The sequence below is a fragment of the Brachybacterium vulturis genome (assembly GCF_002407185.1).
GTDB classification, from domain to species: Bacteria; Actinomycetota; Actinomycetes; order Actinomycetales; family Dermabacteraceae; genus Brachybacterium; species Brachybacterium vulturis.
Genome location: NZ_CP023563.1, coordinates 3,356,512 through 3,382,327, shown reverse-complemented (window position 1 = coordinate 3,382,327; position 25,816 = coordinate 3,356,512). Strand labels below are relative to the sequence as shown.

The following is a 25,816-nucleotide window of genomic DNA, read 5'->3' as shown; positions in this document are numbered from 1 at the left end:
CGTGAGGGACACTACATCACATGGTGGAAAGACATGGAGTTTTCGGCAGGACTGTGCATGGGGTGTCTGATAGTGGGGTGCCCGGCTCCGGGGCGACCGGTCCCGACGCGTGGGCAGCGAGCGGTCAGCGGCCCGATATCCGCGCCCGTGCGGTCGAGCCGGCGCCGGCTCCGGTCCCGCAGGAGCGCTACCTCCGCCAGCTGCGGCTGCCCGAGCTGGGTGCTCTCGGCCAGCGCCGGTTGGCGGCCTCCCGGGTCGCGGTGATCGGCGCGGGTGGGCTCGGTGCGCCGGTGCTCACCTACCTGGTCGCCGCCGGCATCGGCGAGATCACCCTGCTGGATCCGGACACGGTGGACCCCACCAACCTCCACCGTCAGGTGCTCTTCACCGGCGAGGACCTGGGGCGCTCCAAGGCGGTGGCCGCCGCGGAGCACCTGCACGCGCTGAACCCCGAGGTGACGGTGCGCGCCGTGGTCGACGTGGTCACCCCCGAGAACGCCCTCGAGCAGCTCGCCGGCCACCATCTGGTGCTCGATGGCACCGACAACTTCCCCACCCGGTACCTGGCCTCCGATGCCTGCGAGCTGCTGGACATCCCCCTGGTGTGGGGCTCCATCCTCGGCTTCGCCGGGCAGGTGAGCGTGTTCTGGGGAGCCGGCGGCCGCGGCGTGACCTACCGCGACGTGCACCCGGTGCCGCCGCGCCCCGGGGAGGTGCCCAGCTGCTCCGAGGCCGGGGTGCTGGGGATGCTGTGCGGGGTGATCGGCTCGAGCATGGCCATGGAAGCGGTGAAGGTCCTGGCCGGCCTCGGGGACGTGCTGTTCGGGCGGCTCGCCCTCTACGACGCACTGCGTGCCCGCTGGGACGAGCTGCCGCTGGCGCGGGACCCGGGACGCCGCCCCGTGGAGAGGATCGAGGACGTGATGGCCACCTGCGGACTGCCCGGACCGACCGGACCGACCCTCGACGAGGTGACCGTCGCCGAGCTGCCCGCCCTGCTCGCGGAGGGCGTGCGGGTGATCGACATCCGTGAGGAGCACGAACTGGACAGCGGGATGGTCCGCGGCGCGGAGCACCTGCCGATGGGGGCGGTGCTCGCGCTGGCCGGGGCGGCCGGCGGAGGGGGACCGCGGGCCGAAGGACCGGCCGGCACGGGAGCCGCGGAGCCCGGCGACGACGCCGCGCCCGCGGGCCCCCGGCATCGCCTCGAGGGGGCCGTGCTCTACTGCGCGGCCGGCTCCCGTTCGGGTAGCGTGCAGCGCAGCCTGGCCGCCCAGGGGATCTCGGTGCGCTCGCTGCGCGGCGGCTTCGGTGCCGTGGACGGCACGGAGCTCGCGGTGGCCCCGCCGCGCTGAACGGCGCGGTGGCTCCGCCGGTGGGGCGGGGCGGCCCGGCCGGCAGCGCGGGTGGGAGCGGTGCTGCTCAGCCGCCGGCGAAGGGCGGCAGCACATCCAGGCGGTCGCCCTCGGAGAGACGCTGCTCGCGGCCCGAGCCGGCCACGGCGTTCAGTAGGAAGCTCGAGCGGCCGATCACCCGTGCCGCCGAGTCGGACGCGCCGGCCTGCAGCGCGTCGATCGCCTCCCCGAGCGTGCTCGCCTGCAGCGAGACCGCGTCGGCCCCGTACTCGGCGGCGGCGCCCGCGAACAGGCGCGCGGCGATGTGCGGTGCGGCGGGGGAGGCAGGTGCTCCTGGGCCGGCGGTGGTTCTCGCGGCCTCGGGCGTCCGCTCGAGGTCCCTCCGGTCGATGTCGGTCATCTCGTCCTCTCTCAGCCGCCGATCGCGCTCATGGGGCGCTCCGGCTGTACGAAGTCCTCACGGTCCATGCCGTGGCCGGCCTTCTTCCCCCATTGGGCGGCGCGCCAGATCTCGGCGATGGCCTCGTCGTCGGCGCCGGTGCGCAGCGCACCGCGCAGGTCCGTCTCCTCGCGGGAGAACAGACAGGTGCGCACCCGGCCCTCTGCCGTCAGGCGAGTACGGCGGCAGTCGGCGCAGAAGGGGCGGGTCACCGAGGCGATGATGCCCACCCGACCGCGCGGTCGGCCGGTGGCGCGGTCGGCGACCTCGAACAGCTCGGCGGGCGCGCCGTCGCGGGCCTCGGCCACCGGGGAGAGGGCGAAGCGGTCCGCGAGCATCGCATGGACGTCGCCGGCGGTGATCATCGAGCTGCGGTCCCAGATGTGGTCCGCATCCAGCGGCATCTGCTCGATCACGCGCAGTTGGAGCTCACGGTCCAGGCACCAGTCCAGCAGGTCCGGCAGTTCGTGATCGTTGACCCCGGGCAGCAGGACGGCGTTGATCTTGATCGGCGACAGCCCGGCCTCGCGCGCGCCGTCGATCCCGGCCAGCACCCGGTGCAGCAGCGGGCGCCGGCTGAGGCGTTCGAAGGTCTCCGAGACCACCGAGTCCAGGGAGACGTTGATCCGATCCAGGCCCGCGGCGCGCAATGGTGCGGCGCGATGGTCGAGACCGATCGCGTTCGTGGTCAGCGAGATGTCCGGGCGCCGCTCGAGAGCGGCGACCCCGGCGATGATCTCCTCGAGATCGGGCCGGGTCAGCGGCTCGCCGCCGGTGAAGCGGACCTGTTCGATGCCCAGACGCTCCACGCCGATGCGCACCAGGCGCACCACCTCCTCGACGCTCAGCAGCTGCTCCTTCTTCAGGAAGGTCATCCCCGAGGCGGGCATGCAGTAGGTGCAGCGCAGGTTGCAGAAGTCGGTGAGCGAGAGCCGCAGGTCGCTCGCCTCCCGGCCGAAGCGGTCCGCGAGCGCGGGTGTGTCGGGACGGTCGGAGGTATCGGGGAGGGACGCGGCCATCTCGTCGGTCCTGCGCGGCGTCGGCATCCCCAGCGAGATGCGGCGCGAAGCCATCTGCTCACCTTCTTCCGCTGCGGCCCGGCCGGGCCGCTGTCGGCTCCCAGCATACGGGGCAGGGCCGGCCGGGGGCGGGGACCGAGGGTCCTTGCCCGGCGCGCCATACTGGGAGGGCGCCGATGCCGTCGGCTCCCGGCGCGCAGACCAGCCCAGCCCGGCAACAGGAGTGAGCACGCGATGACCGGTGACCAGCGGATCCCCCTGGCCGATCACGTGGCGGACGCGGTCGCCCTGCTGGGGACCGTGCGCCGGAGCGAGGTGGTCCCGCTCGAAGGGAGGGCCGTCGGGCGCATCGCCGTGGCCGAGCAGCGCTCCCGCATCGACGTCCCCGGCCATGACAACTCCCAGATGGACGGCTTCGCGCTCTCCGCCGCCGCTCTCGGCGCCATCGGCGAGAGCGTGACCCTGCCGCTGGGGTCGGTGATCGCCGCCGGCGACGCCCCCGGCAGCCTGGAGCCCGGTACCGCCCGGCCGATCATGACCGGGGCCCCGATCCCTGCGGGCGCGGAGCTGGTGATCCCGGTCGAGGAGAGCGCCCCGGGCCGCTTCACGCCCTCGGCGCTGGCGGAGTCCACCGTCGCACTCGCCCCCACGGCCGTCGAACCCGGACGCTTCGTGCGTCGCCGCGGCTCGGACACCCGTCGCGGCGACACCGTGCTGCGCGAGCAGCGCCTGCTGACCCCGCCACGGATCGCGCACCTCGCCGCCTGCGGGATCCGTGAGGTGGAGGTGCTGGCACCGGTGCGGACGATCGTGCTGTCCACCGGGTCCGAGGTCCGCGCCGCCGGGGAGGGCGCCCCCGACCCCGGTGCTCTGTTCGATGCCAACGGTCCGGGACTCGCCGCCGCGCTCGCCGAGGCCGGCGCCGAGGTGGTGCACACCGGCGCCGTGCCCGACGACGCCGCGGCGCTGCTGGAGCACCTGCACGCGCAGATCCTCGCCCACGACGCCGACCTCGTCGTCACCAGCGGCGGTGTGAGCATGGGAGCGATCGAGGTGGTCCGTCACGCCGCCGAGCACGACGGCGTCGTCCTCGCCTTCCCCACGATCGCGATGCAGCCCGGCGGCCCGCAGGGCATCGGCACCCTCGAGGTCGCCGGACGCCGTGTGCCCTGGCTGGCCTTCCCCGGCAACCCCGTCTCCGCGCTGCTCAGCTGCGAGCTGATCGCCCGGCCCGCCCTCGGCGCCCCGTCCCGTCGGCGGCTGCGACTGCCGCTCCGGCTCGAGGCCGAGGAGCCCTCGCCGCCGGGACTGGACCAGTACCGTCGGGCCCGGGTGCTCCCCTCGGGGCGGGTGCGCCTGGTGGGCGGGGCCTCCTCGCACCTCCTGGGCGGATACGCCGCCGCCGACGCCCTGGTGCTGGTGCCCCGCGGCACCGCCGTGGTGCACGACGGCGACGAGCTCGAGACCCTGCTGATCCCCGGAGGAGACTCATGAACGATCTGTCCCACGTGCGGGCCGACGGCTCCGCCCATATGGTCGATGTGACCGACAAGGCCGTCACCTCCCGCGAGGCGAGCGCCCGCGCGGTGCTGCGCACCCGCCCCGACGTCGTCGACCGCATCGCCAGCGGCGACCTGCCCAAGGGGGAGGCCCTGGCCACCGCCCGGATCGCGGGCATCATGGGCGCCAAGCGCACCCCCGAGCTGATCCCGCTGTGCCATCCGCTGCCGCTGTCCGGGGTGGAGCTGGACCTGGTGCCCCGCGAGGACCGCGTGGAGATCACCGCCCGGGTGCGCACCATGGGCGTCACCGGCGTCGAGATGGAGGCGCTGACCGCCGCGACCGTCGCCGCACTGACCGTCTACGACATGATCAAGGCGGTCGACCACCTGGCCACCATCGACGGCGTGCAGGTGCTGACGAAGTCCGGCGGCCGCAGCGGGGACTGGACCCGCGCCGACGCCGAGGCGCGCGCGCCGCAGACGGCCCCTGACATCACGGCGGCAGGGGAGGAGCGAGGATGAAGCACATCCCGGCCCGACGCACCGACGCGGACTGCGCCGTGCGCGAGGACCCGGCGCAGATCCCGGCCCTGCGCGGCACCGCCCGGGTCATCATCGCCTCCACCCGCGCCGCCGACGGCAGCTACGAGGACCGCACCGGGCCGCACCTGGTGCAGTGGCTGCGGGCCCGCGGCCTCGACGCCGTCGACAAGCAGGTGGTCAGCGACGGCCCCGAGGTCGGCCGCGCCCTCGCCGCCGCCCTCGGGGACGGCATCGACATCATCGTCACCTCCGGAGGCACCGGGATCAGCCCCACCGATGTCACCCCGGAGCAGACCGCGCCCCTGATCGAGCGGGAGATGCCGGGGATCCTCGAGGAGGTGCGCCGGCGCGGAGCGCAGAAGATCGCGACCGCCCTGCTCAGCCGCGGCCTCGCCGGGATGGCCGGGCGCAGCTTCGTGGTCAACCTGCCCGGCTCCCGCGGCGGTGTGGAGGACGGCATCTCCGTGCTCGACCCGCTGCTGGACCATCTGTTGGAGCAGCGCGACGGAGGAGACCACGCATGACGGGCACCGGAACCCCTGCCGCCGGAGCGGGCAGCACCGGGCGGACGCAGCCCGACCCGACCCGCGGCGCCACCCCCTTCGGGGCCGACGGCCAGGATCTGCGCATCGCGGGGGACCCCACGATGGGCGATGCCGCCCAGCGGGCCCGCTGCGCCGAGATCAGCCAGGAGCCGCTCGCTGCGGAGCGGATGATCGCCGCGGTCACCGATCCCCGCTGCGGAGCGGTGGTCACCTTCGACGGCGTGGTGCGCGACCACGACGGCGGGCGCGGCGTGGAGCGATTGGAGTACTCCGCGCACCCCAGCGCGGGCGAGGTCATCACCGCGGTGGCCCGCGAGATCGCCGACCGCTATCCGGACACGCTGGTCGCCGTCGCCCACCGCCACGGTCCCCTGGTGATCGGGGACTCGGCCCTGGTGTGCGCCGTCGCCGCCCCGCACCGCAAGCAGGCCTTCACCGCCTGCGACGACCTGGTGGACACCGTCAAGCAGCGGGTGCCGATCTGGAAGCACCAGGTCTTCGACGACGGCGGGACCGAATGGGTGGGGGCGCTGGGCTGATGCGCATCCTCCACCTCAGCGACACCCACGTGTACGGCGACCCCGCTGCCCGCCACTACGACCGCATCGACACCGCCGCGGCTCTCCGCGGAGTGCTCTCCAGGCTCCAGGGGCTCCGCGACATCGACGCCGTGGTCCACACCGGGGACGCCTCCGAGGACGGCACGCTCGAGAGCTACCGTCGGCTGCACGAGATCCTCGATCCCTTCGCCGCCGCCTGGGGCGCGCCGCTGGCCGTGGTGATGGGCAATCACGACGTCTCCTCCGTCTACGGGGACGGCGTCGCCCCCGGGCAGCGCGTGGCCGAGCGGCAGGACCGGGTGGTCCCGCTGGCAGGAGGGGGCCGTGCGGTGCTGCTGGACACCAGCGTCCCGCGCGCGGGGTACGGGCATCTGGAGGCGGAGCAGCGCGACTGGCTCGGCACGGTGCTGGCCGAGCCCGCGCCGGCCGGGACGGTGCTCGCGCTCCACCATCCTCCGCTGGTCGCCGCGACGCCGTTGCAGCGTGCCCTGGATCTCGACGGGCTCGCAGAGCTCGGCGCGGTCCTGGCGGGCACGGACGTGCGGATCGTGCTCGCCGGGCACTACCACCATGCGATGACCGGGTCGATCGCCGGGATCCCGGTCCACGTCGCCCCGGGCGTCGCCAATGTCGTCGACCCCCTCACGGAGGGCGCCGACGAGCAGGCCCTGGCGCTGTCCGGGGTGAGCGTGATCGACCTGGGGGAGGGGCCGCCGCAGGTGCTCAGCGCAGTGCACCCGAACCGGGGGGACACGCTCGAGGAGGTGGGGCGGCCGGTGTACAGCTTCAGCCCCGACCAGGTCGCGCGGATCATCGCTGCGGCGGGGCGCGGAGCCGAGCGCCGCTCCCGCTGATCGGCGACTGCCGCCCCGGACAGGCGAAAGCCCCTGCAGACGGGGTCTGCAAGGGCGTCGACGAATGAGCTGCGGCGGTCAGCGACCCATGCCGATGGAACTGATCCCCTGGCTGGAGCGAGCCTTGCTCAGGGCGGCGTAGTCCGCGCCGAGACGGGTGCCCCCGAGGTGCTGGCGCTCGACGTCCTGGCCCTGCATGCGGTCGGACATGCGCTCGAGCGCGGCGCTGAGAGTGCGGAGGAAAGTCATGATCCAGGGTCCCTTCGGTGCGGAGTGCGGTGAGTGGCCGGGCTCCTGGTGCGCAGGAGCATCGGCGTTCTCGATGACTCCTTCTTATCCTGTGGACACGGGTGGAGTCACGAGTCCGCGGTCCACAAGTTGCCCGGTTCACAAAAAGTATGTGACCTGGTGCTCTTCGACCGTCCGGGGGGCGATGAGCGGGGGAGCGGCGATGCCTCGACCGGGAGGGAGGACGCCGGGATGCGCGGTGCCGGCAGGGGCGCCGGGGCCGCGATTTAGCACTCACCTTGCGTGAGTGCCAGCGAGGTCCTAGAGTTGCGCCGTTGGCAGTCGACGGCCGAGAGTGCCAGAGACTGCCGCAGAGGGATCTACCCCGGTCGGCACCGCGACGACGATCGGGAACGGGTCCCGCCACCCAAGAACTCACGCAGAGTCACATCTCTTCATGAAGGAGTGAGCCGCATGTCGGTCTCCATCAAGCCCCTCGAGGATCGCGTCGTCGTCAAGCCCCTCGAGGCCGAGCAGACCACCGCCTCCGGCCTGGTCATCCCGGACACCGCGAAGGAGAAGCCCCAGGAGGGCGAGGTCGTCGCCGTCGGCGCCGGCCGTTTCGACGACAAGGGCGAGCGCGTGCCCATGGACGTCAAGGTCGGCGACAAGGTCGTCTTCTCCAAGTACGGCGGCACCGAGCTCAAGTACGGCAACGACGAGTACCTCGTGCTCGGCGCCCGTGACATCCTCGCGATCATCGAGAACTGAGCGGACTGAACCTTATGCCAAAGGAGATCCTGTACAACGAGGACGCGCGTCGCGCCCTCGAGCGCGGTGTCGACAAGCTCGCGAACACCGTCAAGGTGACGCTCGGCCCCAAGGGTCGCAACGTCGTCCTGGACAAGAAGTGGGGCGCCCCCACCATCACCAACGACGGCGTGACCATCGCCCGTGAGATCGAGCTCGAGGACTCCTACGAGAACCTCGGCGCGCAGCTCACGAAGGAGGTCGCGACCAAGACCAACGACGTGGCCGGCGACGGCACCACCACCGCCACCGTCCTCGCCCAGGCCATCGTGCACGAGGGCCTGCGCAACGTCACCTCCGGGGCTGCTCCGGCAGCGCTGAAGCGCGGCATCGAGAAGGCCGTGGACGCCCTCTCCGAGAAGCTCGGCGAGATCGCCACCCCGGTCGACGGCAAGGCGCAGATCGCCTCGGTCGCCTCGGTGTCCAGCCAGGACCGCGAGATCGGCGATCTGCTCGCCGAGGCGTTCGACAAGGTCGGCAAGGACGGCGTCATCACGGTGGAGGAGTCCTCCACCACCGCGATGGAGCTGGACTTCACCGAGGGCATGCAGTTCGACAAGGGCTACATCTCCCCGCACTTCGTCACCGACGCGGACCGCCAGGAGACCGTCCTCGAGGGCGCCAACGTGCTGCTGCACCAGGGCAAGATCTCGGCCGTGGCCGACATCCTGCCGCTGCTGGAGAAGGTCGTCGAGGGCGGCAAGCCGCTGTTCATCATCGCGGAGGACGTCGACGGCGAGGCACTGTCCACGCTGGTCGTCAACAAGATCCGCGGCACCTTCAAGGGTGCTGCGGTCAAGGCACCCGCCTTCGGTGATCGCCGCAAGGCGATGCTCCAGGACATCGCGGTGCTCACCGGGGCCCAGGTCGTCACCTCCGACCTCGGTCTGGACCTCAAGACCGTCGGCACCGAGGTGCTCGGCCAGGCCGGCCGCGTCGTCATCACCAAGGACTCCACCACCATCGTGGGTGGCGCCGGTGATGCGCAGGCGGTGGACGATCGCGTCGCGCAGATCCGCGCCGAGATCGAGAACACCGATTCGGACTGGGATCGCGAGAAGCTCCAGGAGCGCCTCGCGAAGCTGGCCGGCGGCGTCTCCGTGATCAAGGTCGGAGCTCACACCGAGGTGGAGCTCAAGGAGAAGAAGATGCGCATCGAGGACGCGGTCTCCGCGACCCGCGCTGCCATCGAGGAGGGCATCGTGGCCGGTGGCGGAAGCGCCATCGTCCAGGCCTCCGCCGTCCTCGCGGACGGTCTCGGGCTCGAGGGCGACGAGGCCGTGGGCGTGCGCGCCGTGGCCCGTGCGGTCGTCGAGCCGCTGCGCTGGATCGCCGAGAACGCGGGGCTCGAGGGCTACGTCGTCGTCGAGAAGGTCAAGGAGGCTCAGACCGGCACCGGTCTGAACGCCGCGACCGGCGAGTACGTCGACCTCGTCTCCGCGGGCATCATCGACCCGGTCAAGGTCACCCGCTCCGCTCTGCGGAACGCGGCCTCGATCGCCGGAATGGTGCTGACCACCGAGACCCTCGTCATCGAGAAGCAGGACGAGGAGCAGGAGTGAGGTCGTGAGCCGTCGCTCGGCACTGCGCTGAGCCGGCTCGCATCGTCCGGGGCGGGCGGCATGGGGAGACCCCTGCCTCCCGCCCCGTCGTCATCCCGGAGGCGCGGGCATCGATACCGGACGCGCTCGGCGCGCCGCATCGTCCGCGCCCCGGCGCGTCACCTCGGGGTGCTCGCCCCTCGGCCTAGGATGGGCTGAGTCACATCACATCGACGGCGGGAGGAGCAGTGGTGATCAGCACGCCCGATGCCGCCTCCCCGGCCCAGGACGGGGATCTGCCCACTCGCACCTTCGGACCGCCCGCGTCCGTGGTGATCGGCACCCTGGTGGTGGGGGTCGTCTTCCTGGTGGTGCTCGAGTTCCTGGTGATCATCAGCTTCGTCGGTCAGAGGCTCTGGCGCGAGCCGGCGCTGATGCACGATCTGGTGTTCACCCTCCCGCTGCTCATCTGGGTGCTGATCGCGATCGCGGTGACGGTGGTGTGCCTGCGGGTGCTCACCTCCTGGCTCCACATCGATGAGGACGGCTTCGTGCTGCGGAGCCTGTTCCGCCGCACCCGCACCGCCCGATGGCAGGACGTGGGGCTGGTCATCGCCGCCCGGGACATCGACCGCGGCTCCCCCGCCGCCGAGGCGCTCGACGCTCCCGAGACCGCCTACGACGGCGTGTACGTGATGGACTCCGCGGGCCGGCGGATCCTCGCCGTCTCGAGCCGGTTCTTCGGACCGCGCGCCCAGGAGATGACGCTGCACCGGGCGCGGGAGGCCGGGGTGCGCATCGAGCACATCGACGCGATCAGCCACGTCGAGCTGCGGGAGCAGGCGCCCCAGGCGATGAGCTTCGTGGACCGCCACCCCAACCCGCTGCTGGTGGCACTGATCCTCTTCTACATCGGCCACAACCTGCTCACCTTCATCGTGTGGGGGCTGTGAACCGCCGACCCACCGGCTCCGACGGACCGCCGGAGCCGCGTCCCGGACGCGCTGCCCGGCGGCGTGCGCGACGGCGCCCGGCGCCGCTGCCGCAGCGCGAGGGCCTGGACGCCGTGCGCTGGCGGGTCCCCCAGGACACCCCGGCCGGGCGCGGGGCGCTCGAGCTGTTGCGGGAACGCTTCCCCGCCCTCGCCGACCCCGCTGCGACGCCGCTGTCGGAACGCTTCGCCGCCGGGGAGATCGTCGATGCCGAGGGGCGCTCCTGGGCCGCCGAGGACCCGGCCGTGCCGGGGGCGGAGCTGTGGTTCCATCGGGAGCTGCGCCCCGAGGAGGTCCCCGAGGTCGAACTCGCCGTTCTGCATCGGGACGAGCACCTGCTGGTGATCGACAAGCCGCACGACATCGCCACCATGCCCCGCGGTGCGCACATCCTCGCCAGCGCGCTGGTGCGACTGCGCCGCGCCACCGGGATCCAGAGCCTGGTGCCGCTGCACCGGCTGGACCGGCGCACGGCCGGAGTGCTCGCCTTCGGCATCCGTGCCGAGGAGCGTTCCGCCTACCAGCAGCTGTTCGCCCGTCGGGAGGTGGACAAGGCCTACGAGGCCGTCGTGGCCCCCGCACCGTCCTCGTCGCTGCCGCGGTGCCCGGGCCAGCGGTGCCTGCTGCGGGACCGGCTGGTCACACAGCGCGGTGCGCTGACCACGCAGGTGCTGGCCGGGGAGCCGAACGCCGAGACGGAGCTCGAGGTGCTCGCGGCGGACGCCGCCGGCATGCTGCGGATCCGCCTGCGGCCGCGCACCGGCCGCACCCATCAGCTGCGCGCCCAGCTCGCTGCCCGCGGCGCACCGATCCTGGGTGAGGACCTCTATTGGCCGCCGCAGCGAGCGCGCCCGTCCGCCGACCTCTGGCCGGAGGACCTGTCGCTCCAGCTGCTGGCGCGCCGCCTGGCCTTCGTCGACCCCCTCACCGCGGAGCGCCGGGAGTTCCGCAGCGCGCAGGAGCTGAGTGCGGCGTCTCGTACCCTGGGCCGGTGACCGACCCCCGCACCCCCGATGACGCCGCCCCGGCTCCTGCGCCGCGCCGCACCCGGAACGGTCAGGTGGTCGTGGGCCCCACCCTCCGGGCGCGCTATGTTCCCGCCGCGTTGATCGGCCTGCCCCTGGTGGCGGTGCTGCTGAGCCCCTTCGCCGGCGCGGGGATCCAGCAGTGGCGCTCCTCCCGCCTGCACGGCGGGCACGAGGACCTGCTCGTGCAGATCCTGGAACCCGCCGCGGTGCAGCTGCTGCTCGGCGCTCTCGCGCTGTGGGTGCTGTTCGCCCTGTGGGCGCTGATCCCGCTGCTGCTGACCCATCGGGTGGTGCTGCTGGACGAGCGTGCCGGGACCCTCGCGCTCCACAGGGGCCTGCGTGTCGCCGACCGGGCCACGCTGGCCCAGGTGCGGTATGCGACCGGGGACGCCGAGCGCGGCGGCCTGGCGCTGATCGGCGTGGAGGGCGGGGCAGGGACCGACGGTGAGGAGCTGGAGCGGCAGTGGGTGGTGCCCGAGAGCGGATGGGACGCCGCCGCCTTCGACGGGCTGCGCACGCTGCAGGCCGCGGCCGGGCTGCGTCCTGCCCCGTCCCGCGCCGAACTGGTGCGCGAGAACCGCCGGAGCCGTCGCGAGCGCAGCCATCGGGAGCTCGCCGCCCGCCTCGGCATGCCCTGGCGGGAGGAGTACGCGGACGACGAGGCCGCGTTCCAGGCCGAGTTCGACCGGGTGCGCCGAGTGCTCGGCGGCAGGGAGCGGCCGCGGGAGGGGGACCCCCGACCCTGAACGCGGGCCCTGAACGCGGACCCTTGGCTGCAGCGCTCTGGCCGACGACGGCGCAGGCGCCGGGGTCGGCTCAGAAGATGGCGCGCAGCACCAGGACCACCACGGCACCGATGCCGGCCGCGGCGGGGAGGGTGATGATCCAGGCCAGGAAGATCGGCCGCATCAGCTTCCAGTTGGCCGCATGGTTGACGATGCCGACGCCGAGCACGGCGCCGATCAGGATGTGCGTGGAGGAGACCGGCAGACCGAGCACGGAGGCGAGGAGCACCACCGAGGCGGCGGCCAGCTCGGCGGCGAAGCCCGAGGAGGGGTGCATCGCCGTCAGCCCCGTACCGACGGTGTGGATCACCTTGCGCCCCACGAACCACAGTCCGGAGATCAGGGCGACCCCGAACGCGATCAGCACGGCCGTCGGCACGGCGGCCTCGCTCGCGATCCTGCCGGTGCGCAGCACATCGAGGACGGCCGCGAAGGGACCGATGGCGTTGGCGATGTCGTTGGCGCCGTGGCTGAAGGCGAAGGCGCAGGCCGTGAAGACCTGCATCCAGCTGAACATGATGAAGGTCGCGCGGGAGATCGACTGCTTCTTCAGGGCGCGGGCGAACACGGTCGTGGCCATCCACACGCCCACCGCGAGCATGATCAGCAGCAGGACGCCGTTCCCGAGGGAGATGTCCAGGCCCACGTTCTTCAGCCCCTTGAACACCAGCATCCCCGCGAGCAGCACCGAAGCCCCTGCGGCGAGCGGGGGGACGCGCTTCTCGAGCGCATGGTAGGCCGCTCGGCGCTCGACCTTGCGCGCCGCCTTGCGCTCCTTCTTGGTCAGGTGCGAGGCGTGCTCGGCCAGCTCCGCCCCGGGCCCGCCGGGGGTGAGATCCAGCGCTGCGGACTCGGCGAAGGCGGACTGCTGGAGCTCGGAGACGCGCTCGTAGCCGGCCACGTGGCGGCCGGACTCGTCCTCGGAGCCGTCCTCGTCCTCCTCGTCGTCCTCATCGTCCTCGGCGTCGTCGAAACCGCGCGAGCCCAGGGCGATGGCCCGGGCGGACGGCGCCAGGATGTGGCGCTTGATCGCGCCGAACAGCAGGTATGCGGTGACACCGCCGAGCAGCGGAGAGAGGATCCAGGAGATGACGATCTGCCCGATCTCGCCCCACTGGACCATCTCGAGCCCGCCGGTGCCGGTGACCACCCCGGTGGTGACGGCTGCGCCGACGATGCCGCCGATGATCGCGTGGGTGGTCGAGACCGGCCATCCCATCCGGGTGGCGAGCAGGAGCCAGACGGCGGCGCCCAGCAGGGCGGCCATCATGATGTAGGCGAAGGACAGCGGGTCGATGTGCATGGCCCCGATGTCGACGATCCCGCTGCGCACGGTCTCGGTCACGGAGCTTCCGGCGAGGACCGCGCCGGAGACCTCGAAGACGGCAGCGACCATGAGCGCCTGCTTCATCGTCAGCGTCCCCGCCCCGACGCTGGTGCCGAAGGAGTTCGCGACATCGTTGCCGCCGATGTTGAACGCCATGAACAGCCCGAAGGCGATCGCGAGGATCAGCAGGAAGGCGTTGACATCCGTGCCGGTGTGGGTGAACGACCAGATGGCGAAGGCGACGGTGGCCGCCACCGTCATCAGTCCAGCACCGAGATGCCAGTTCCGGTCGGGGCCGAGGAAGCCCGCGGGGACGGGCGCGTCGGTGGTCGTCTGAGCGGGCGTGCCAGGCATCGTCGATTTCCCGGGGGTGAGGGGGATGAGGGCGCCCGGAGACGCGCGGGCGCTCCGGAGACCCCAGAGAGGGCCGCGGCCACTGTAGGCCGAAGAACGACGAGCGGGCGAACATCGTCCGAACTCCGCATGAGATCACAGCACCGCGATGCCGGATCCGCCCACACGGGGGAGGCCAGCGGCGGTCCGCGGCGCAGGCGCGGCGGATCCGGCGCCCGCGCCCCGGCCGCTGTGGGGGTGATCCCGCCCACCACGCCCATCGGCGCAGGTCAATGACCTCGGTGGCGAGCCGCCCTGTGGTGGGCGCGACTGCGCACGGGGCGCTCGCGCCGCTACCATCGATCCATGACGAGCGCGGATCCCTTCGGTTTCATCGGACTCACCTACGACGACGTGCTGCTGCTGCCGGGGGAGACCGACGTGATCCCCTCGGAGGCGGACACCACCAGTCGCCTCACCCGCGAGATCTCCCTGCGGATCCCGTTGGCGAGCGCGGCGATGGACACCGTCACCGAATCCCGGATGGCGATCGCGATGGCCCGCCACGGCGGCATCGGCATCCTCCACCGCAACCTCTCCATCGAGGACCAGGCCCATCAGGTCGACCTCGTCAAGCGCACCCAGACCGGGCGCATCACCAACCCCGTCACCATCGGCCCCGAGGCCACCCTCGAGGACTTCGACTCCATCTGCGGGCAGTTCCGCGTCTCCGGACTGCCGGTGGTCGATGCGGAGCTGCGCCTGCTGGGCATCTGCACCAACCGCGACCTGCGCTTCATCCCGGTCGCCGAGTGGGCGACCACGAAGGTCGGCGATGTGATGACCACCGAGCTGTTCACCGCTCCCGACGACGTCACCGCCGAGCAGGCCACCGCGATGCTGCGGAAGAACAAGCGCGAGCGCCTGCCCCTGATCGACGCCGACAACCGCCTGACCGGGCTCATCACCGTCAAGGACTTCGTGAAGTCCGAGCAGTTCCCCGACGCCTCCAAGGACGGCCAGGGCCGCCTGCTGGTCGGTGCGGGCGTGGGCTTCTTCGGCGACTCCCTGGAGCGGGCCGGCGCGCTGCGCGAGGCCGGGGTGGATGTGCTGGTGGTCGACACCGCCAACGGCCACGCCCGCCTGGCGCTGGAGATGATCCGGGCGATCAAGAACGATCCGCACTTCGCCGAGGTCCAGGTGATCGGCGGCAACGTCGCCACCCGGGCCGGCGCACAGGCGCTGGTGGACGCCGGCGCGGACGCCGTCAAGGTCGGCGTCGGGCCGGGCTCCATCTGCACCACCCGCGTGGTCGCCGGCGTCGGGGTCCCGCAGATCACCGCGATCCATGAGGCCGCCAAGGCCTGCGGCCCCGCCGGGGTGCCGCTGATCGGCGACGGCGGTCTGCAGTACTCCGGCGACATCGCCAAGGCGCTGGTCGCCGGGGCCGACACCGTCATGGTGGGGTCCCTGCTGGCCGGCACCGAGGAGTCTCCGGGCGAGGTGGTGCTGGTGGGCGGCAAGCAGTACAAGGCCTACCGCGGCATGGGCTCCCTCGGCGCGATGTCCTCCCGCGGCAAGAAGTCCTTCTCCAAGGACCGCTACTTCCAGGCGGACGTCCCCAGCGACGACAAGATCGTGCCCGAGGGCATCGAGGGCCGCGTCTCCTACAAGGGCCAGCTCGGCTCCGTGGTCCACCAGCTCACCGGTGGTCTGCACCAGTCCATGTTCTACGTGGGCGCGCACACCGTGCCCGAGCTCAAGGAGCAGGGGAAGTTCGTGCGGATCACCGCCGCCGGGCTGAAGGAGTCCCACCCCCACGACATGGCCGCGATCATGGAGGCCCCGAACTACAGCTCGCACTGAGCGGGCGACGGAGGCGGCCGCCGCGGGCTCAGCTCTCCGTGCTCGCGGCCTGCTGCGCCGTCTCGGTGCCATGCTCGTAGCCGATCAGCCACAGCACGCCGAAGCGGTCCCGGACCTGCCCGTCGGAGGCTCCCCACGGGCGTCGCTGCAGGTCTTCGACCACCTCACCGGCCTCGGCCAGGCCCGCGAACCAGGTGCGCAGCGTCGTCGGCTCCGCGGTGCCCAGCAGGGCGATCATGAGGCCGCGGGCGGAGAACGACTCGTCCTCCGCGCCGGCGTCGGCGACGCACAGGTCCACGGCCCCGCTGAGCACCCCGTGGGCGATCGCGGCCCCCGGACCGTCGGTCCGTCCGAACTGTGCGAAGCTGTGCCGCTCGACGGTGCCGCCGAACACGCCGCGGTAGAACTCGAGCGCGTCCGCAGCGGTGCCGGGCAGGTGGAGGTACAGGGATGGTGCGGGCATGGGCTCTCCTCCGGATCGTGCCGTCGCCCCGAGGACCGGGGGCGTGGAGGTGATCATTCCTCCCCGAGGGGCCTGCGTCCACATCGCCGGCTCCGCGGCGCCGTCGGTCGGTCCCCGCGTCTAGGCTGAGCGCATGAGCGCGAGCACCACGTCCTGGATCGATGCCCCCCTGCTCGGTTTCGACACCGAGACGACCGGCACGAATGTCGCCGGCGACCGGATCGTCACCGTCGCCCTGGTGCATTCGGTGGGACCGGGGCGGGAGAACGAGACCGTCGCGACCTGGCTGATCGACCCGGAGATGGACATCCCCGAGCCGGCGCAGCGGGTGCACGGGATCAGCACCGAGCACGCCCGGGCCCACGGGATGAAGGCCGCCGAGGCGCTCGACGAGGTCGCTGCTCTGATCGCCGAGTCGCTCGGGAAGGACATCCCGCTGGTCGCCTTCAACATCAGCTTCGACCTCGCGATCCTGGAGAACGAGCTGACCCGTCTGGGCCTGCCCACCCTCACCCAGCGCCTCGGTCACGACATCGCGCCGGTCATCGACGGCCTGGTGATCGATCGCGGGGTGGATCGCTACCGCAAGGGGAAGCGCACCCTCACCGACGTGCTCGCGCACTTCGGGATCGAGCAGGACGGCCGTCTCCACACCGCTGACGTCGACGTCTCCGCCACCTTGGACGTGGTGCGCGCGATCGCCGCCAAGTACCCGAAGGTCGCCGCCTCCTCGCTCGAGGTGCTGCACCGGGAGCAGACGGGCTGGCACCGCCGCTGGGCCGAGGGGATGAACGAGTGGCTGACGAAGAAGGGCAAGACGCCGGACGTCAACACGGCGTGGCCGCTCTGACCCGGCTCACGGCTCGTCGCTCACTCCGCATCCCCGGCCTCCTGCCAGCACCTGGAGGTGCACTGCCGGGCGAGGTGGGCGAGCAGGGCCACCGCCCCGCCGCAGAGCAGCAGCGGCCATCCGGGTTCGAGGCCGGACGGCCTGCCGTCGAGCAGCGACCACACCCCGAGCGCCCCCATCAGCGCGATCGATGCCCCCACCCCGATCACCCACACCGCGTGCAGGGAATGCGCATCGACCAGCTGCCGGCGCACCTCCGGCAGCGCGGCCCCGGCGCGGCGGCGCCGCCGCCGCGACTGCGCCCTCAGCAGCAGCTGCAGCACACGGGTCAGTGAGTAGCCGCCGAGGGCGAGCGCAGCGGCCAGCACCAGCTCGTTCATCGGCCGTGCCTGGTCCGCGGCGGGGACCGTCCTGGCCGCCTCCACCACGGCCAGCACCGTCAGGACCACGCCGGCGGCGGCGACCAGGGACGGCAGCAGCGGGGTGGGGCCGGCGGCATGCTCGGAGCTCATCGTTCCACGGTAGCCCGCGACGCGCCCTGCGCCGGGTGCGAGGACGGAGCAGTCCGGGCCGACGGTAGACTCCCCCTGTGATGAGCGAGATCGAGATCGGCCGCAACAAGCGGGGACGGCGCAGCTACAGCCTGGACGACGTGGCGGTGGTCCCCTCCCGGCGCACCCGGGACCCGGAGGACGTCTCCACCGCCTGGCAGGTGGACGCCTACCACTTCGACATCCCGATCTTCGCCGCCCCCATGGACTCCCTGATGTCCCCCGAGACCGCGATCGCGCTCGGTCGCCACGGCGGGCTCGGCGTGCTGGACCTCGAGGGCCTGTGGACCCGCTACGAGGACCCCACCTCCCAGTTCGACCGCATCGCCGGCGCCTCCGATGACGAGGTCGTGGGCGTGATGCGCTCGGTCTACGAGGAGCCGGTCAAGACCGAGCTGATCCGCGACCGGCTCCAGCAGCTGCGCGATGCCGGGGTCACGGCGGCCGGGGCGCTGTCCCCGCAGCGCACCCAGGAGCACTGGAAGACCGTCGTGGACGCCGGCGTGGACCTGTTCTTCATCCGCGGCACCACCGTCTCCGCCGAGCACGTCTCCACCACTCGTGAGCCGCTGAACCTCAAGCGGTTCATCTACGAGCTGGACGTCCCGGTGATCGTGGGCGGCTGCGCCACCTACACCGCCGCCCTGCATCTGATGCGCACCGGTGCGGCCGGGGTGCTGGTCGGCTTCGGCGGCGGCGCCTCGCAGACCACCGAGGAGACCCTGGGCATCTCCGTGCCGCTGGCCGGTGCGGTGGCCGACGTCGCCGCCGCCCGCCGCGACTACATGGACGAGTCCGGTGGCCGCTATGTGCACGTCATCGCCGACGGCGGCCTGGGCCGCTCCGGCGACCTGGTCAAGGCCATCGCCTGCGGCGCGGACGGGCTGATGGTCGGCGCGGCTCTCGCCCGCGCCGAGGAGGCCCCGGGGCAGGGGCACCACTGGGGCAGCGAGGCCCATCATCCGACGCTCACCCGCGGTCACCGGGTCAGCGTGGGCACGGCGGCACCGCTCGAGCAGATCCTCTTCGGGCCCTCGATCGCGGCCGACGGCACCACCAACCTCATCGGGGCGCTGCGCCACGCGATGGCCACCACCGGGTATCTCGACCTCAAGGAGTTCCAGCGGGTCGACGTCATCGCCCAGCCATGAGCTGCGCGGAGGGGCTCCGCGCCTGAGGGCGCGGCCGGATGACCTCAGGCGCTGCGCGCCACCTCCGAGGCCTGCTGGGCGATCGAGAGCTCCTCGTTCGTCGGCACGATCATCACCGTCACCCGCGACTGCGGCGTGGAGATCACCCGCGCCTCCTTGCTGCGTGCGGAGTTCGCCTCGAGATCCAGTTCGATGCCGAGCTCCTCGAGACCGGTCAGCAGCCGTTCGCGCACCATCGGCACGTTCTCGCCGATGCCCGCGGTGAAGGACAGCACGTCCAGGCCGCCGAGCACGAAGGTGTAGGAGCCGAGGTACTTGCGCAGCCGGTGCACGTAGATCTCGGTGGCGAGGGTCGCGGCCTCATCGCCCGCCTCGACGGCCCTGGTGATGTCCCGGAAGTCGCTCATCCCGCACATGCCCAGCATCCCCGAGCGCTTGTTGAGGATGTCGTCGATCTCGGCGGGGCCGAACCCGGCGCGGCGATGCAGGTGCAGGTAGATCGTGGGGTCGATGTCCCCGGTGCGGGTGCCCATCACGAGCCCCTCCAGCGGGGTCAGGCCCATGGAGGTCTCCACCGCCCGGTCGCCGAGCACGGCGGAGGCCGAGGCCCCGTTGCCCAGGTGCATGACGATCTGCCGCAGACCGGTCACGTCCTGACCCTGCGCGGCGAGATGCTCCGACACCGCGCGGGAGACGTACTGGTGGCTGGTGCCGTGGGCGCCGTAGCGGCGCACCTTGTACTCCGCCGCGATCTCGCGGTTCAGGGCGTAGTGCGCCGCCGCCTCCGGCAGAGCGGTGAAGAAGGCGGTGTCGAACACGGCCACATGCGGCACCGCGGGCAGCAGCGCCATGGCGCCGTCGATCCCGTCCACCGCCGCATAGTTGTGCAGCGGGGCGAGCTTGCCCAGATCGTGGATGTCCCACCGCACCTGGTCGTCGATGAGGACGGGCTCCGAGTAACGGGCGCCGCCCTGGACGACGCGGTGGCCGACGGCGCGGATCCGGTCGTCGCTCAGCGACAGGCCCACGTCCTCGAAGAGGGAGTGCACGATCGTCATCGCCGCCCTGTGGTCCGCCACCGGGCCCGCGAAGCTCGACTCCCGCGCACCGGCGGAGATCGTGGCGCTGCCGCTGTCCTGCCCCACCCGCTCGACGATGCCGGAGGCATCCACGGCGCCGTCGGCCGGATCCAGCAGCTGGAACTTCAGCGAGGAGGAGCCGGAGTTGATGACGAGGATGCGGGGGGCCGTGGGATCTGGCATGGGGTGAGCTCCTGAGCGCTGGGGGAGGGAGGGCCGTCAGCGGGCGACGGACGACGCGGACTCGGCCTGCGCCTGGATCGCGGTGATGACCACGGTGTTGATGATGTCGTCCACCAGGGCACCGCGGGAGAGGTCGTTGACCGGTCTGTTCAGGCCCTGCAGGACGGGGCCGATGGCGATGGCACCGGCGGAGCGCTGGACGGCCTTGTAGGTGTTGTTGCCGGTGTTGAGGTCCGGGAAGATGAAGACCGTGGCCCGCCCGGCGACCGAGGAGTCCGGCAGCTTCGTCTTCGCGACCGAGGCGTCCACGGCCGCGTCGTACTGGATGGGGCCCTCGACGTCGAGCTGCGGCTCGCCCGCGCGCACCAGTGCGGTGGCCTCGCGCACCTTGTCCACGTCCGCCCCGGTGCCGGAGGTGCCGGTGGAGTAGGAGAGCATCGCGATGCGCGGATCCACCCCGAACTGCGCGGCGGTCGCGGCGGACTGCACGGCGATGTCGGCGAGCTGCTCGGCGGTCGGATCGGGGTTGACCGCGCAGTCGCCGTAGACCAGCACCCGGTCCTCGAGCGCCATCAGGAACACCGAGGAGACGATCTTCGCGCCCGGCTTGGTCTTGATGATCTCGAAGGAGGGACGGATGGTGTGGGCGGTGGAGTGGGCCGCGCCGGAGACCATCCCGTCGGCCTCGCCCAGCTGCACCATCATGGTGCCGAAGTAGGAGACGTCCTGGACCCTCGACCGGGCCTGCTCGAGGGTGATGCCCTTCTTCGCCCGCAGCCGCGCGTACTCGACCGCATAGCGTTCGACGTGCTCCGCGTCGTGCGGGGAGACGATCCGGGCCTCGGAGATGTCGTGCCCCAGCTGGGCGGCCTTCGCCCGGATGGTGTTCTCGTCCCCCAGCAGGATCAGTTCGGCGACCCCCCGGGCGAGGATCGCCTCGGCGGCCGCGATGATCCGCGGCTCGTCACCCTCGGGCAGCACGATCCGCTTCTTCTCGCCGCGGGCGCGGGCCAGCAGCTCGAACTCGAACATCATCGGCGTGACGACCTCGCTGCGGCTCACCTCGAGGGAGGCCAGCAGGTCCGGGATCGGCAGGTGCTCGGCGACGGCCCGCCGGGCGGCGTCCACCTTCTGGGAGCTGGCCACGTCCAACCGGCCGCGAGAGCGCGCGACCCTCACGGCGGTGTCGAAGGTGGACAGGTCGGTGGTGATGATCGGCAGGTCCTGCTGCACGCCGGAGATCAGGCGACCCACCTCGTCCGGGACGTCGTAGCCGCCGGTCAGCACGATCGAGGAGAGGGCGGGGAAGGTGCCCGACTGCTGCGCCATCACCAGTCCCGGCAGCAGGTCGTACCGGTCGCCGGGGGCGATCACGGTGCAGTTCTCGGTGAGGCGGCTGAGCACGTTGGGCAGGCTCATCGCCGCGATGACGGTGCCGACCGCGACACGGTCCAGCCATTCCGGATTGCCCTGCAGCAGGGTGCCGTCGACGGCGTCCTTGAGCTCCTGCACGGTGGGGGCCAGGATCATCGGGTTCTCGGGGATCGCGGCGACCAGCGCCCCGGGCACCCTCGTGGCGACCGCATCGCGGATCGGGCCCAGCGAGTCGGGGTCGGCACGGTTGACCACCATGGCGATCGGCAGGGCGTGGTGCCCGCCGAACTCGCTGACGGACACCGCTGCGAGGGCGGCGATCTGGTCGGGGCTGCGGTCCAGGCCGGACAGGACGATCACCACGGGAGCGCCCATGTTCGCCGCCACCTCGGCGTTGAACGCGAGCTCGGTGGGGTTGGCCAGGTCGTTGTAGTCCGAGCCGAGGATCACCAGCACCGCGAAGCGCTCGGCGAGCTCGCGATGGTGGGCGAGGATCCGTTCATGCGCGGTCTCGGGGTCCGAGAGCACCAGCTGGTGGTCCACCCCGATCGCGTCCTCGTACGTCTGCTCCACGGCCGGATGGCTGGTGAGGAGTTCGACGGCATAGTCGCGCGCGCGACCTGACTGGACGACGGGGCGGAACACCCCGACGCGGTCGGACCGCGAGGCGAGGGCTTCGAGGAGGCCGAAAGCCACCATCGACTTGCCGGTCATCCCCTCCGGGCTGGCGATATAGACACTCTTGGACACGCTCCCCAGCATAAGCGCGGCATCCGCACCGGGGACGGGACCGTCGGGACCACGACGACGGCCGCGCTCGGGAGCGCGGCCCCGGCCGGACCGCGCCTCGGCGAGCGTCCCGACCAGCGGGGTGGTCGACCTCGTCGCCGGGCCGCGGGTGGTGGGGACCGGCGCCACGGGTCCCTTGGTGACGACAGCTCAGAGTGTTAAGGTTCCTTACGGTCCGGAGAGTTGTTCCGCAATCCGTCCTCAGGCTCGCCGCAGGCCCTGCCGACACCCCTGGGGGCGGCGTCTGCAGCTCCGTCCATCAGCACTCGATGCCGCAACGAACGGCAGGAATCTCAAGGGAGAGAAATGGTTCACAGTGTCAAGAAGGGTAACAAGGCGCTCTTCGGCGCCCTGGTCGCCTCCGTCCTGGTGATCAGCGGTTGCGGCGGCACAGCCGACACTGCGGAGGAAGGGGCCACCGGCGGCACCGCCGAGGACCCGGTGGTCATCCAGTACCTCCATCGCCTCCCCGACGGGGAGGGCATGACTCTGGTCAAGGAGTCGTTCGAGCGCTTCAACGCCGAGCACCCCGGCATCCGGGTCGAGGCGACGAAGTTCGACGGCCAGGCCGATGAGTCCTACGCGAAGATCCACCAGAGCGTGGTCGCCGGGGACGGGCTGTGCCTGGCGCAGGTCAGCTACGACGCGATCGGCTCCTCGTTCATCGCCGGGGACCTCATGGATGTCACCGACTACGCCGACCAGTACACCGGCAACTACGCCGAGGGCCCGATGACGCAGATGACCGTGGGCGGCGCCGTCGTGGGCCTTCCCCAGGACACCGGCCCGCTGATCTACATGTACGACACAGCCGCGTTCGACGAGCTCGGCATCGAGGTCCCCACCACCTGGGACGAGTTCTACGAGGCCGCCAAGATCGCCCGTGAGGACGGCAAGTACATCGGCACCTTCCAGACCGACGAGGTCAAGGCGCTCATGTCCGGCCAGGCCGCCGCGGCGGGATCCACCTGGTTCGAGGGCACCGAGGACGGCTGGGAGGTGAGCCTGGACGACGAGGCCACCGCCCAGGTCGCCGAGGTCTACCAGAAGCTCATCGACGAGGACCTGATCAAGATCGTCGGCCGCTGGGACACGGCCTTCACCGATGCCCTGGTCGGTGGCGAGATCATCGGCACCGTCGGCGCGGGCTGGGAGCCGGCCTTCTTCCTCGGCGACTTCGAGCAGGAGGAGACCTCTTGGGAGGTCGCCCACCTGCCCGCCTTCGATCCGGCCAACCCCTCCACCGGGCCCGACGGCGGCTCCGGAGTCGCCGTGGTCAAGGGCTGCGAGCACCCCGAAGAGGCGATGCTGGTGGCGGACTGGTACAACACCCAGGTCCCGGACCTGGTCTCGCAGGGCCTCGTCGTCGCCGCGACGACGGAGGAGCCGGAGACCCCGGAGAACATCAAGCAGCTGTGGAACGGCCAGGACGTCTACAGCGTCCTCGCCGAGGCGAACGACCGCATGAACCCCGACTTCGCCTTCGGCCCCACCTGGCCGGCGGTCGGCGCGGTCCTCAACGAGACCGGTGCGACCGTCTCGAAGGACGGCACGACGATGGCCGAGCTGTTCGAGGCCGGTCAGGACGCTGCCGTCTCGTCCCTCGAGGACGCCGGACTGCCGGTCGTCGAGTGACCCCGAGGGCTCCCGAGGAGCCCGGCTGACCCGGCCGCCGCCGGAGCATCCCGGTGCATGACCGCCGACGGGCGGGGTGCGGACCGCAGCGTCCCGCCCCGCCCGTCGTGCGGGCACCACTGACACCCAGCAAGGAGAGCAGGACCAGGTGAGCATTCAGAGCGCCACCGCACCCCCCACGGTGCGGCAGCCACGACGGAGACCGGCACAGCGCCGCGAGGGGATGGTCGGTTGGGCCTTCATGGCCCCCTTCGCCCTGCTGTTCCTGCTGGTCTTCATCGTCCCCATCCTCGCCTCCGTGAAGGAGTCGTTCTTCCGCCAGGTGGCGGCCATCGACGAGGGGTGCGCCAATCCGCTCTACGGCTGCACCACCGGCGCCGCCGATGAGGTGGTCACCAGCAGCTTCGTGGGACTGGACAACTTCGTCTACGTGCTGACCAGCGAGATGTTCTGGTCCGGTGTGGGCCGCGTGATGCTGTTCGGCGCCGTCCAGGTGCCGGTGATGATCCTCGCCGCCCTGTTCCTGGCGATCCTCATCGACTCCACCGTCATCAAGCGGGTGACGGTGTTCCGGCTGGGCTACTTCCTGCCCTTCGCGATCCCCGGCGTGATCGCCGGCCTGGTGTGTACCTACCTCTACACCCCGGAGCTCTCGCCGCTCTCCGAGGCGCTGGGCTGGTTCGGCCTCGAGGTGGACTTCTTCTCCACGGACCTCATGCTGTGGTCGATGGCCAACATCACCACCTGGACCTTCACCGGCTACAACATGCTGATCTTCCTCGCCGCGCTGCAGGCGATCCCCGGCGAGCTGTACGAGGCGGCCCGGATCGACGGTGCCAACGCCTGGCAGGTGGCCACGCGGATCAAGGTCCCGATGGTGCGCGGCGCCGCGATGCTCGCCGTGCTGCTGTCGATCATCGGCACGGTCCAGCTGTTCAACGAGCCCACGGTGCTGGCGGTGCGCAACGGCTGGATGGGCCCGGGCTACACGCCGATGATGATGGCGTACAACACCGCGATCGGCGGCCAGATCTCACCGTCGGGGGTGGGCCCGGCCTCCGCGATCTCCCTGGTGATGGCGGTCCTCGCCGGACTGCTCGCCCTGGTGTACATCCTGGTCCAGAGGAGGCTCGCCAAGTGAGCGCTGCATTGCCGACCCGTCGGAGCACCAAGGTGCTCACCATCATCGTGCTCTCGGTGGTGCTGATCTACTTCCTGTTCCCCATCTACTGGCTGCTGCTGGCCTCCACGAAATCCAATGCGGAGATGACCACGAGCAACGGCTTCTGGTTCGCGGACGAGATCCGCCTGAAGGAGAACTACCAGACGCTGATCGCCTGGACCCGCGGCCACTTCTGGCGCTGGGTGGGCAACTCCCTGCTCTACTCCACCGTGGCCGGCGCGGCGGGCACCCTGATCTCGGTCTCCGCGGGCTACGCGATCGCGAAGTTCCGCTTCCCGGGGCGCACCGCGAGCGTCGGCATCATCTCGGCGGGACTGCTGCTGCCGATCGCCCTGCTGACCATCCCGATGTTCATCGTGTTCCACTCGCTGGGGCTGACCGACACCATCTGGGCGATCATCCTCCCGTCCTGCGTGAGCCCCTTCGGGGTCTTCCTGGGGATGATCTACGCGGATTCCTCGGTCCCCACCGAGCTGATCGAGGCGGCCCGCATCGACGGCGCCTCCGAGCTGCGGATCTTCGTCGATATGGTGCTGCGCCTGCTGGCTCCGGCGATGGTCACCATCTTCCTGTTCATCTTCGTGGCGACCTGGAACAACTTCCTGCTGCCGCTGATGATGCTCAACTCCGACGCGCTCAAGCCGATCACGCTGGGGCTCTACGGGATGATGAGCTACTTCGACCCGACCTACGGTGCCGTGATGCAGGGCGCCCTGCTGGGTGTGCTGCCGCTGATCGTGCTGTTCCTCGGCCTGCAGCGGTTCTGGCAGGCCGGCCTCGCCGCCGGCGCGGTCAAGGGGTGAGGACCCCGCACGGCGGGCCGGGCCCGCG

Annotated in this window: 25 protein-coding genes; 17 read left to right on the top strand and 8 right to left on the bottom strand. The window is 71.6% G+C overall.

Translation table 11 applies throughout. The annotated features are described in order from the left end of the window. Positions 1-62: 62 nt before the first annotated feature. Complete coding sequence (locus CFK38_RS15220) at positions 63-1,355, top strand: ThiF family adenylyltransferase (protein ID WP_245851117.1); 1,293 nt, start codon at positions 63-65, stop codon at positions 1,353-1,355. Positions 1,356-1,422: 67 nt separating this feature from the next. Here the strand turns inward: CFK38_RS15220 and CFK38_RS15215 are convergent, their stop codons facing one another. Both CFK38_RS15215 and moaA read right to left on the bottom strand, forming a co-directional pair. Then, positions 1,423-1,755, bottom strand: coding sequence for a MoaD/ThiS family protein (locus CFK38_RS15215; protein ID WP_096803835.1), 333 nt, complete (start codon positions 1,753-1,755; stop codon positions 1,423-1,425). Positions 1,756-1,766: 11 nt separating this feature from the next. Continuing rightward, entirely contained in the window at positions 1,767-2,867 is a 1,101-nt protein-coding gene (gene moaA, locus CFK38_RS15210) for a GTP 3',8-cyclase MoaA (RefSeq protein ID WP_096803834.1), read from the bottom strand. Positions 2,868-3,047: 180 nt separating this feature from the next. Here moaA and CFK38_RS15205 point away from each other — a divergent pair, with 180 nt between their 5' ends. From CFK38_RS15205 to CFK38_RS15185, 5 genes are read left to right on the top strand one after another with little or no spacing between them, the layout of a single operon-like run. Next, positions 3,048-4,307, top strand: a complete 1,260-nt coding sequence (locus CFK38_RS15205; RefSeq protein ID WP_096803833.1) for a molybdopterin molybdotransferase MoeA — start codon at positions 3,048-3,050, stop codon at positions 4,305-4,307. Further along, entirely contained in the window at positions 4,304-4,837 is a 534-nt protein-coding gene (moaC, locus tag CFK38_RS15200; protein WP_096803832.1) for a cyclic pyranopterin monophosphate synthase MoaC, read from the top strand. The genes CFK38_RS15205 and moaC overlap by 4 nt, the downstream gene beginning before the upstream one ends. Next, positions 4,834-5,382, top strand: coding sequence for a MogA/MoaB family molybdenum cofactor biosynthesis protein (locus CFK38_RS15195; protein ID WP_096803831.1), 549 nt, complete (start codon positions 4,834-4,836; stop codon positions 5,380-5,382). The genes moaC and CFK38_RS15195 overlap by 4 nt, the downstream gene beginning before the upstream one ends. Further along, positions 5,379-5,942, top strand: coding sequence for a molybdenum cofactor biosynthesis protein MoaE (locus tag CFK38_RS15190; RefSeq protein WP_338025007.1), 564 nt, complete (start codon positions 5,379-5,381; stop codon positions 5,940-5,942). The genes CFK38_RS15195 and CFK38_RS15190 overlap by 4 nt, the downstream gene beginning before the upstream one ends. After that, entirely contained in the window at positions 5,942-6,817 is an 876-nt protein-coding gene (locus CFK38_RS15185) for a metallophosphoesterase family protein (RefSeq protein ID WP_096803830.1), read from the top strand. The genes CFK38_RS15190 and CFK38_RS15185 overlap by 1 nt, the downstream gene beginning before the upstream one ends. A gap of 78 nt (positions 6,818-6,895) precedes the next feature. Here CFK38_RS15185 and CFK38_RS17220 read toward each other — a convergent pair whose 3' ends face one another. Next, the gene (locus CFK38_RS17220) at positions 6,896-7,066 is read right to left on the bottom strand and encodes a hypothetical protein (protein ID WP_157773508.1); all 171 of its coding nucleotides are present in this window, start codon (positions 7,064-7,066) and stop codon (positions 6,896-6,898) included. Between the two features lie 453 nt (positions 7,067-7,519). Here CFK38_RS17220 and groES point away from each other — a divergent pair, with 453 nt between their 5' ends. The 5 genes from groES to CFK38_RS15155 all read left to right on the top strand — a co-directional run bounded on the left by groES (position 7,520) and on the right by CFK38_RS15155 (position 12,162). Further along, complete coding sequence (groES, locus tag CFK38_RS15175) at positions 7,520-7,816, top strand: co-chaperone GroES (protein WP_096803828.1); 297 nt, start codon at positions 7,520-7,522, stop codon at positions 7,814-7,816. Between the two features lie 14 nt (positions 7,817-7,830). Beyond that, positions 7,831-9,417: a chaperonin GroEL gene (groL, locus tag CFK38_RS15170; protein ID WP_096803827.1), complete on the top strand. Its 1,587-nt coding sequence runs from the start codon at positions 7,831-7,833 to the stop codon at positions 9,415-9,417. A 230-nt stretch (positions 9,418-9,647) separates the two neighbouring features. Beyond that, positions 9,648-10,349 carry a hypothetical protein gene (locus tag CFK38_RS15165; RefSeq protein WP_245851114.1) on the top strand — a complete coding sequence of 234 codons (702 nt, stop codon included), beginning with the start codon at positions 9,648-9,650 and terminating at the stop codon, positions 10,347-10,349. Beyond that, the gene (locus tag CFK38_RS15160) at positions 10,337-11,383 is read left to right on the top strand and encodes a pseudouridine synthase (protein WP_245851112.1); all 1,047 of its coding nucleotides are present in this window, start codon (positions 10,337-10,339) and stop codon (positions 11,381-11,383) included. The genes CFK38_RS15165 and CFK38_RS15160 overlap by 13 nt, the downstream gene beginning before the upstream one ends. Continuing rightward, a complete protein-coding gene (locus CFK38_RS15155; protein WP_096803825.1) occupies positions 11,380-12,162 on the top strand; it encodes a hypothetical protein in 783 nt (260 codons plus the stop codon). The genes CFK38_RS15160 and CFK38_RS15155 overlap by 4 nt, the downstream gene beginning before the upstream one ends. A 70-nt stretch (positions 12,163-12,232) precedes the next feature. Here CFK38_RS15155 and CFK38_RS15150 read toward each other — a convergent pair whose 3' ends face one another. Beyond that, a complete protein-coding gene (locus tag CFK38_RS15150) occupies positions 12,233-13,882 on the bottom strand; it encodes an inorganic phosphate transporter (protein ID WP_096803824.1) in 1,650 nt (549 codons plus the stop codon). 345 nt (positions 13,883-14,227) lie between these two features. On the opposite strand from CFK38_RS15150, the gene guaB reads away from it, so the two are divergent. Further along, positions 14,228-15,727 carry an IMP dehydrogenase gene (gene guaB, locus CFK38_RS15145; protein WP_096803823.1) on the top strand — a complete coding sequence of 500 codons (1,500 nt, stop codon included), beginning with the start codon at positions 14,228-14,230 and terminating at the stop codon, positions 15,725-15,727. Between the two features lie 28 nt (positions 15,728-15,755). Here the strand turns inward: guaB and CFK38_RS15140 are convergent, their stop codons facing one another. Continuing rightward, a complete protein-coding gene (locus CFK38_RS15140; RefSeq protein ID WP_096803822.1) occupies positions 15,756-16,190 on the bottom strand; it encodes a VOC family protein in 435 nt (144 codons plus the stop codon). Positions 16,191-16,323: 133 nt separating this feature from the next. On the opposite strand from CFK38_RS15140, the gene CFK38_RS15135 reads away from it, so the two are divergent. After that, on the top strand, positions 16,324-17,040 hold the full coding sequence (locus tag CFK38_RS15135) for an exonuclease domain-containing protein (RefSeq protein WP_096803821.1): 717 nt from the start codon (positions 16,324-16,326) through the stop codon (positions 17,038-17,040). Positions 17,041-17,060: 20 nt separating this feature from the next. On the opposite strand, the gene CFK38_RS15130 is transcribed toward CFK38_RS15135, so the two are convergent. Then, complete coding sequence (locus CFK38_RS15130) at positions 17,061-17,552, bottom strand: hypothetical protein (RefSeq protein WP_096803820.1); 492 nt, start codon at positions 17,550-17,552, stop codon at positions 17,061-17,063. 80 nt (positions 17,553-17,632) lie between these two features. Between CFK38_RS15130 and CFK38_RS15125 the strand changes: the two genes are divergently transcribed. Continuing rightward, complete coding sequence (locus tag CFK38_RS15125; protein WP_096803819.1) at positions 17,633-18,742, top strand: GuaB3 family IMP dehydrogenase-related protein; 1,110 nt, start codon at positions 17,633-17,635, stop codon at positions 18,740-18,742. A 44-nt stretch (positions 18,743-18,786) separates the two neighbouring features. Here the strand turns inward: CFK38_RS15125 and CFK38_RS15120 are convergent, their stop codons facing one another. After that, positions 18,787-20,004 carry an acetate kinase gene (locus CFK38_RS15120; protein ID WP_096803818.1) on the bottom strand — a complete coding sequence of 406 codons (1,218 nt, stop codon included), beginning with the start codon at positions 20,002-20,004 and terminating at the stop codon, positions 18,787-18,789. Between the two features lie 36 nt (positions 20,005-20,040). Next, complete coding sequence (gene pta, locus CFK38_RS15115; RefSeq protein ID WP_096803817.1) at positions 20,041-22,140, bottom strand: phosphate acetyltransferase; 2,100 nt, start codon at positions 22,138-22,140, stop codon at positions 20,041-20,043. Between the two features lie 333 nt (positions 22,141-22,473). Between pta and CFK38_RS15110 the strand changes: the two genes are divergently transcribed. The 3 genes from CFK38_RS15110 (at position 22,474) to CFK38_RS15105 (ending at position 25,788) form a co-directional block, all read left to right on the top strand. Then, positions 22,474-23,802, top strand: coding sequence for an ABC transporter substrate-binding protein (locus tag CFK38_RS15110; protein WP_096803816.1), 1,329 nt, complete (start codon positions 22,474-22,476; stop codon positions 23,800-23,802). 148 nt (positions 23,803-23,950) lie between these two features. Next, positions 23,951-24,943, top strand: a complete 993-nt coding sequence (locus CFK38_RS17425) for a carbohydrate ABC transporter permease (protein ID WP_157773506.1) — start codon at positions 23,951-23,953, stop codon at positions 24,941-24,943. Continuing rightward, positions 24,940-25,788, top strand: coding sequence for a carbohydrate ABC transporter permease (locus CFK38_RS15105; RefSeq protein ID WP_245851110.1), 849 nt, complete (start codon positions 24,940-24,942; stop codon positions 25,786-25,788). Before CFK38_RS17425 ends, CFK38_RS15105 begins: the two co-directional genes overlap by 4 nt. Positions 25,789-25,816 lie beyond the last annotated feature (28 nt).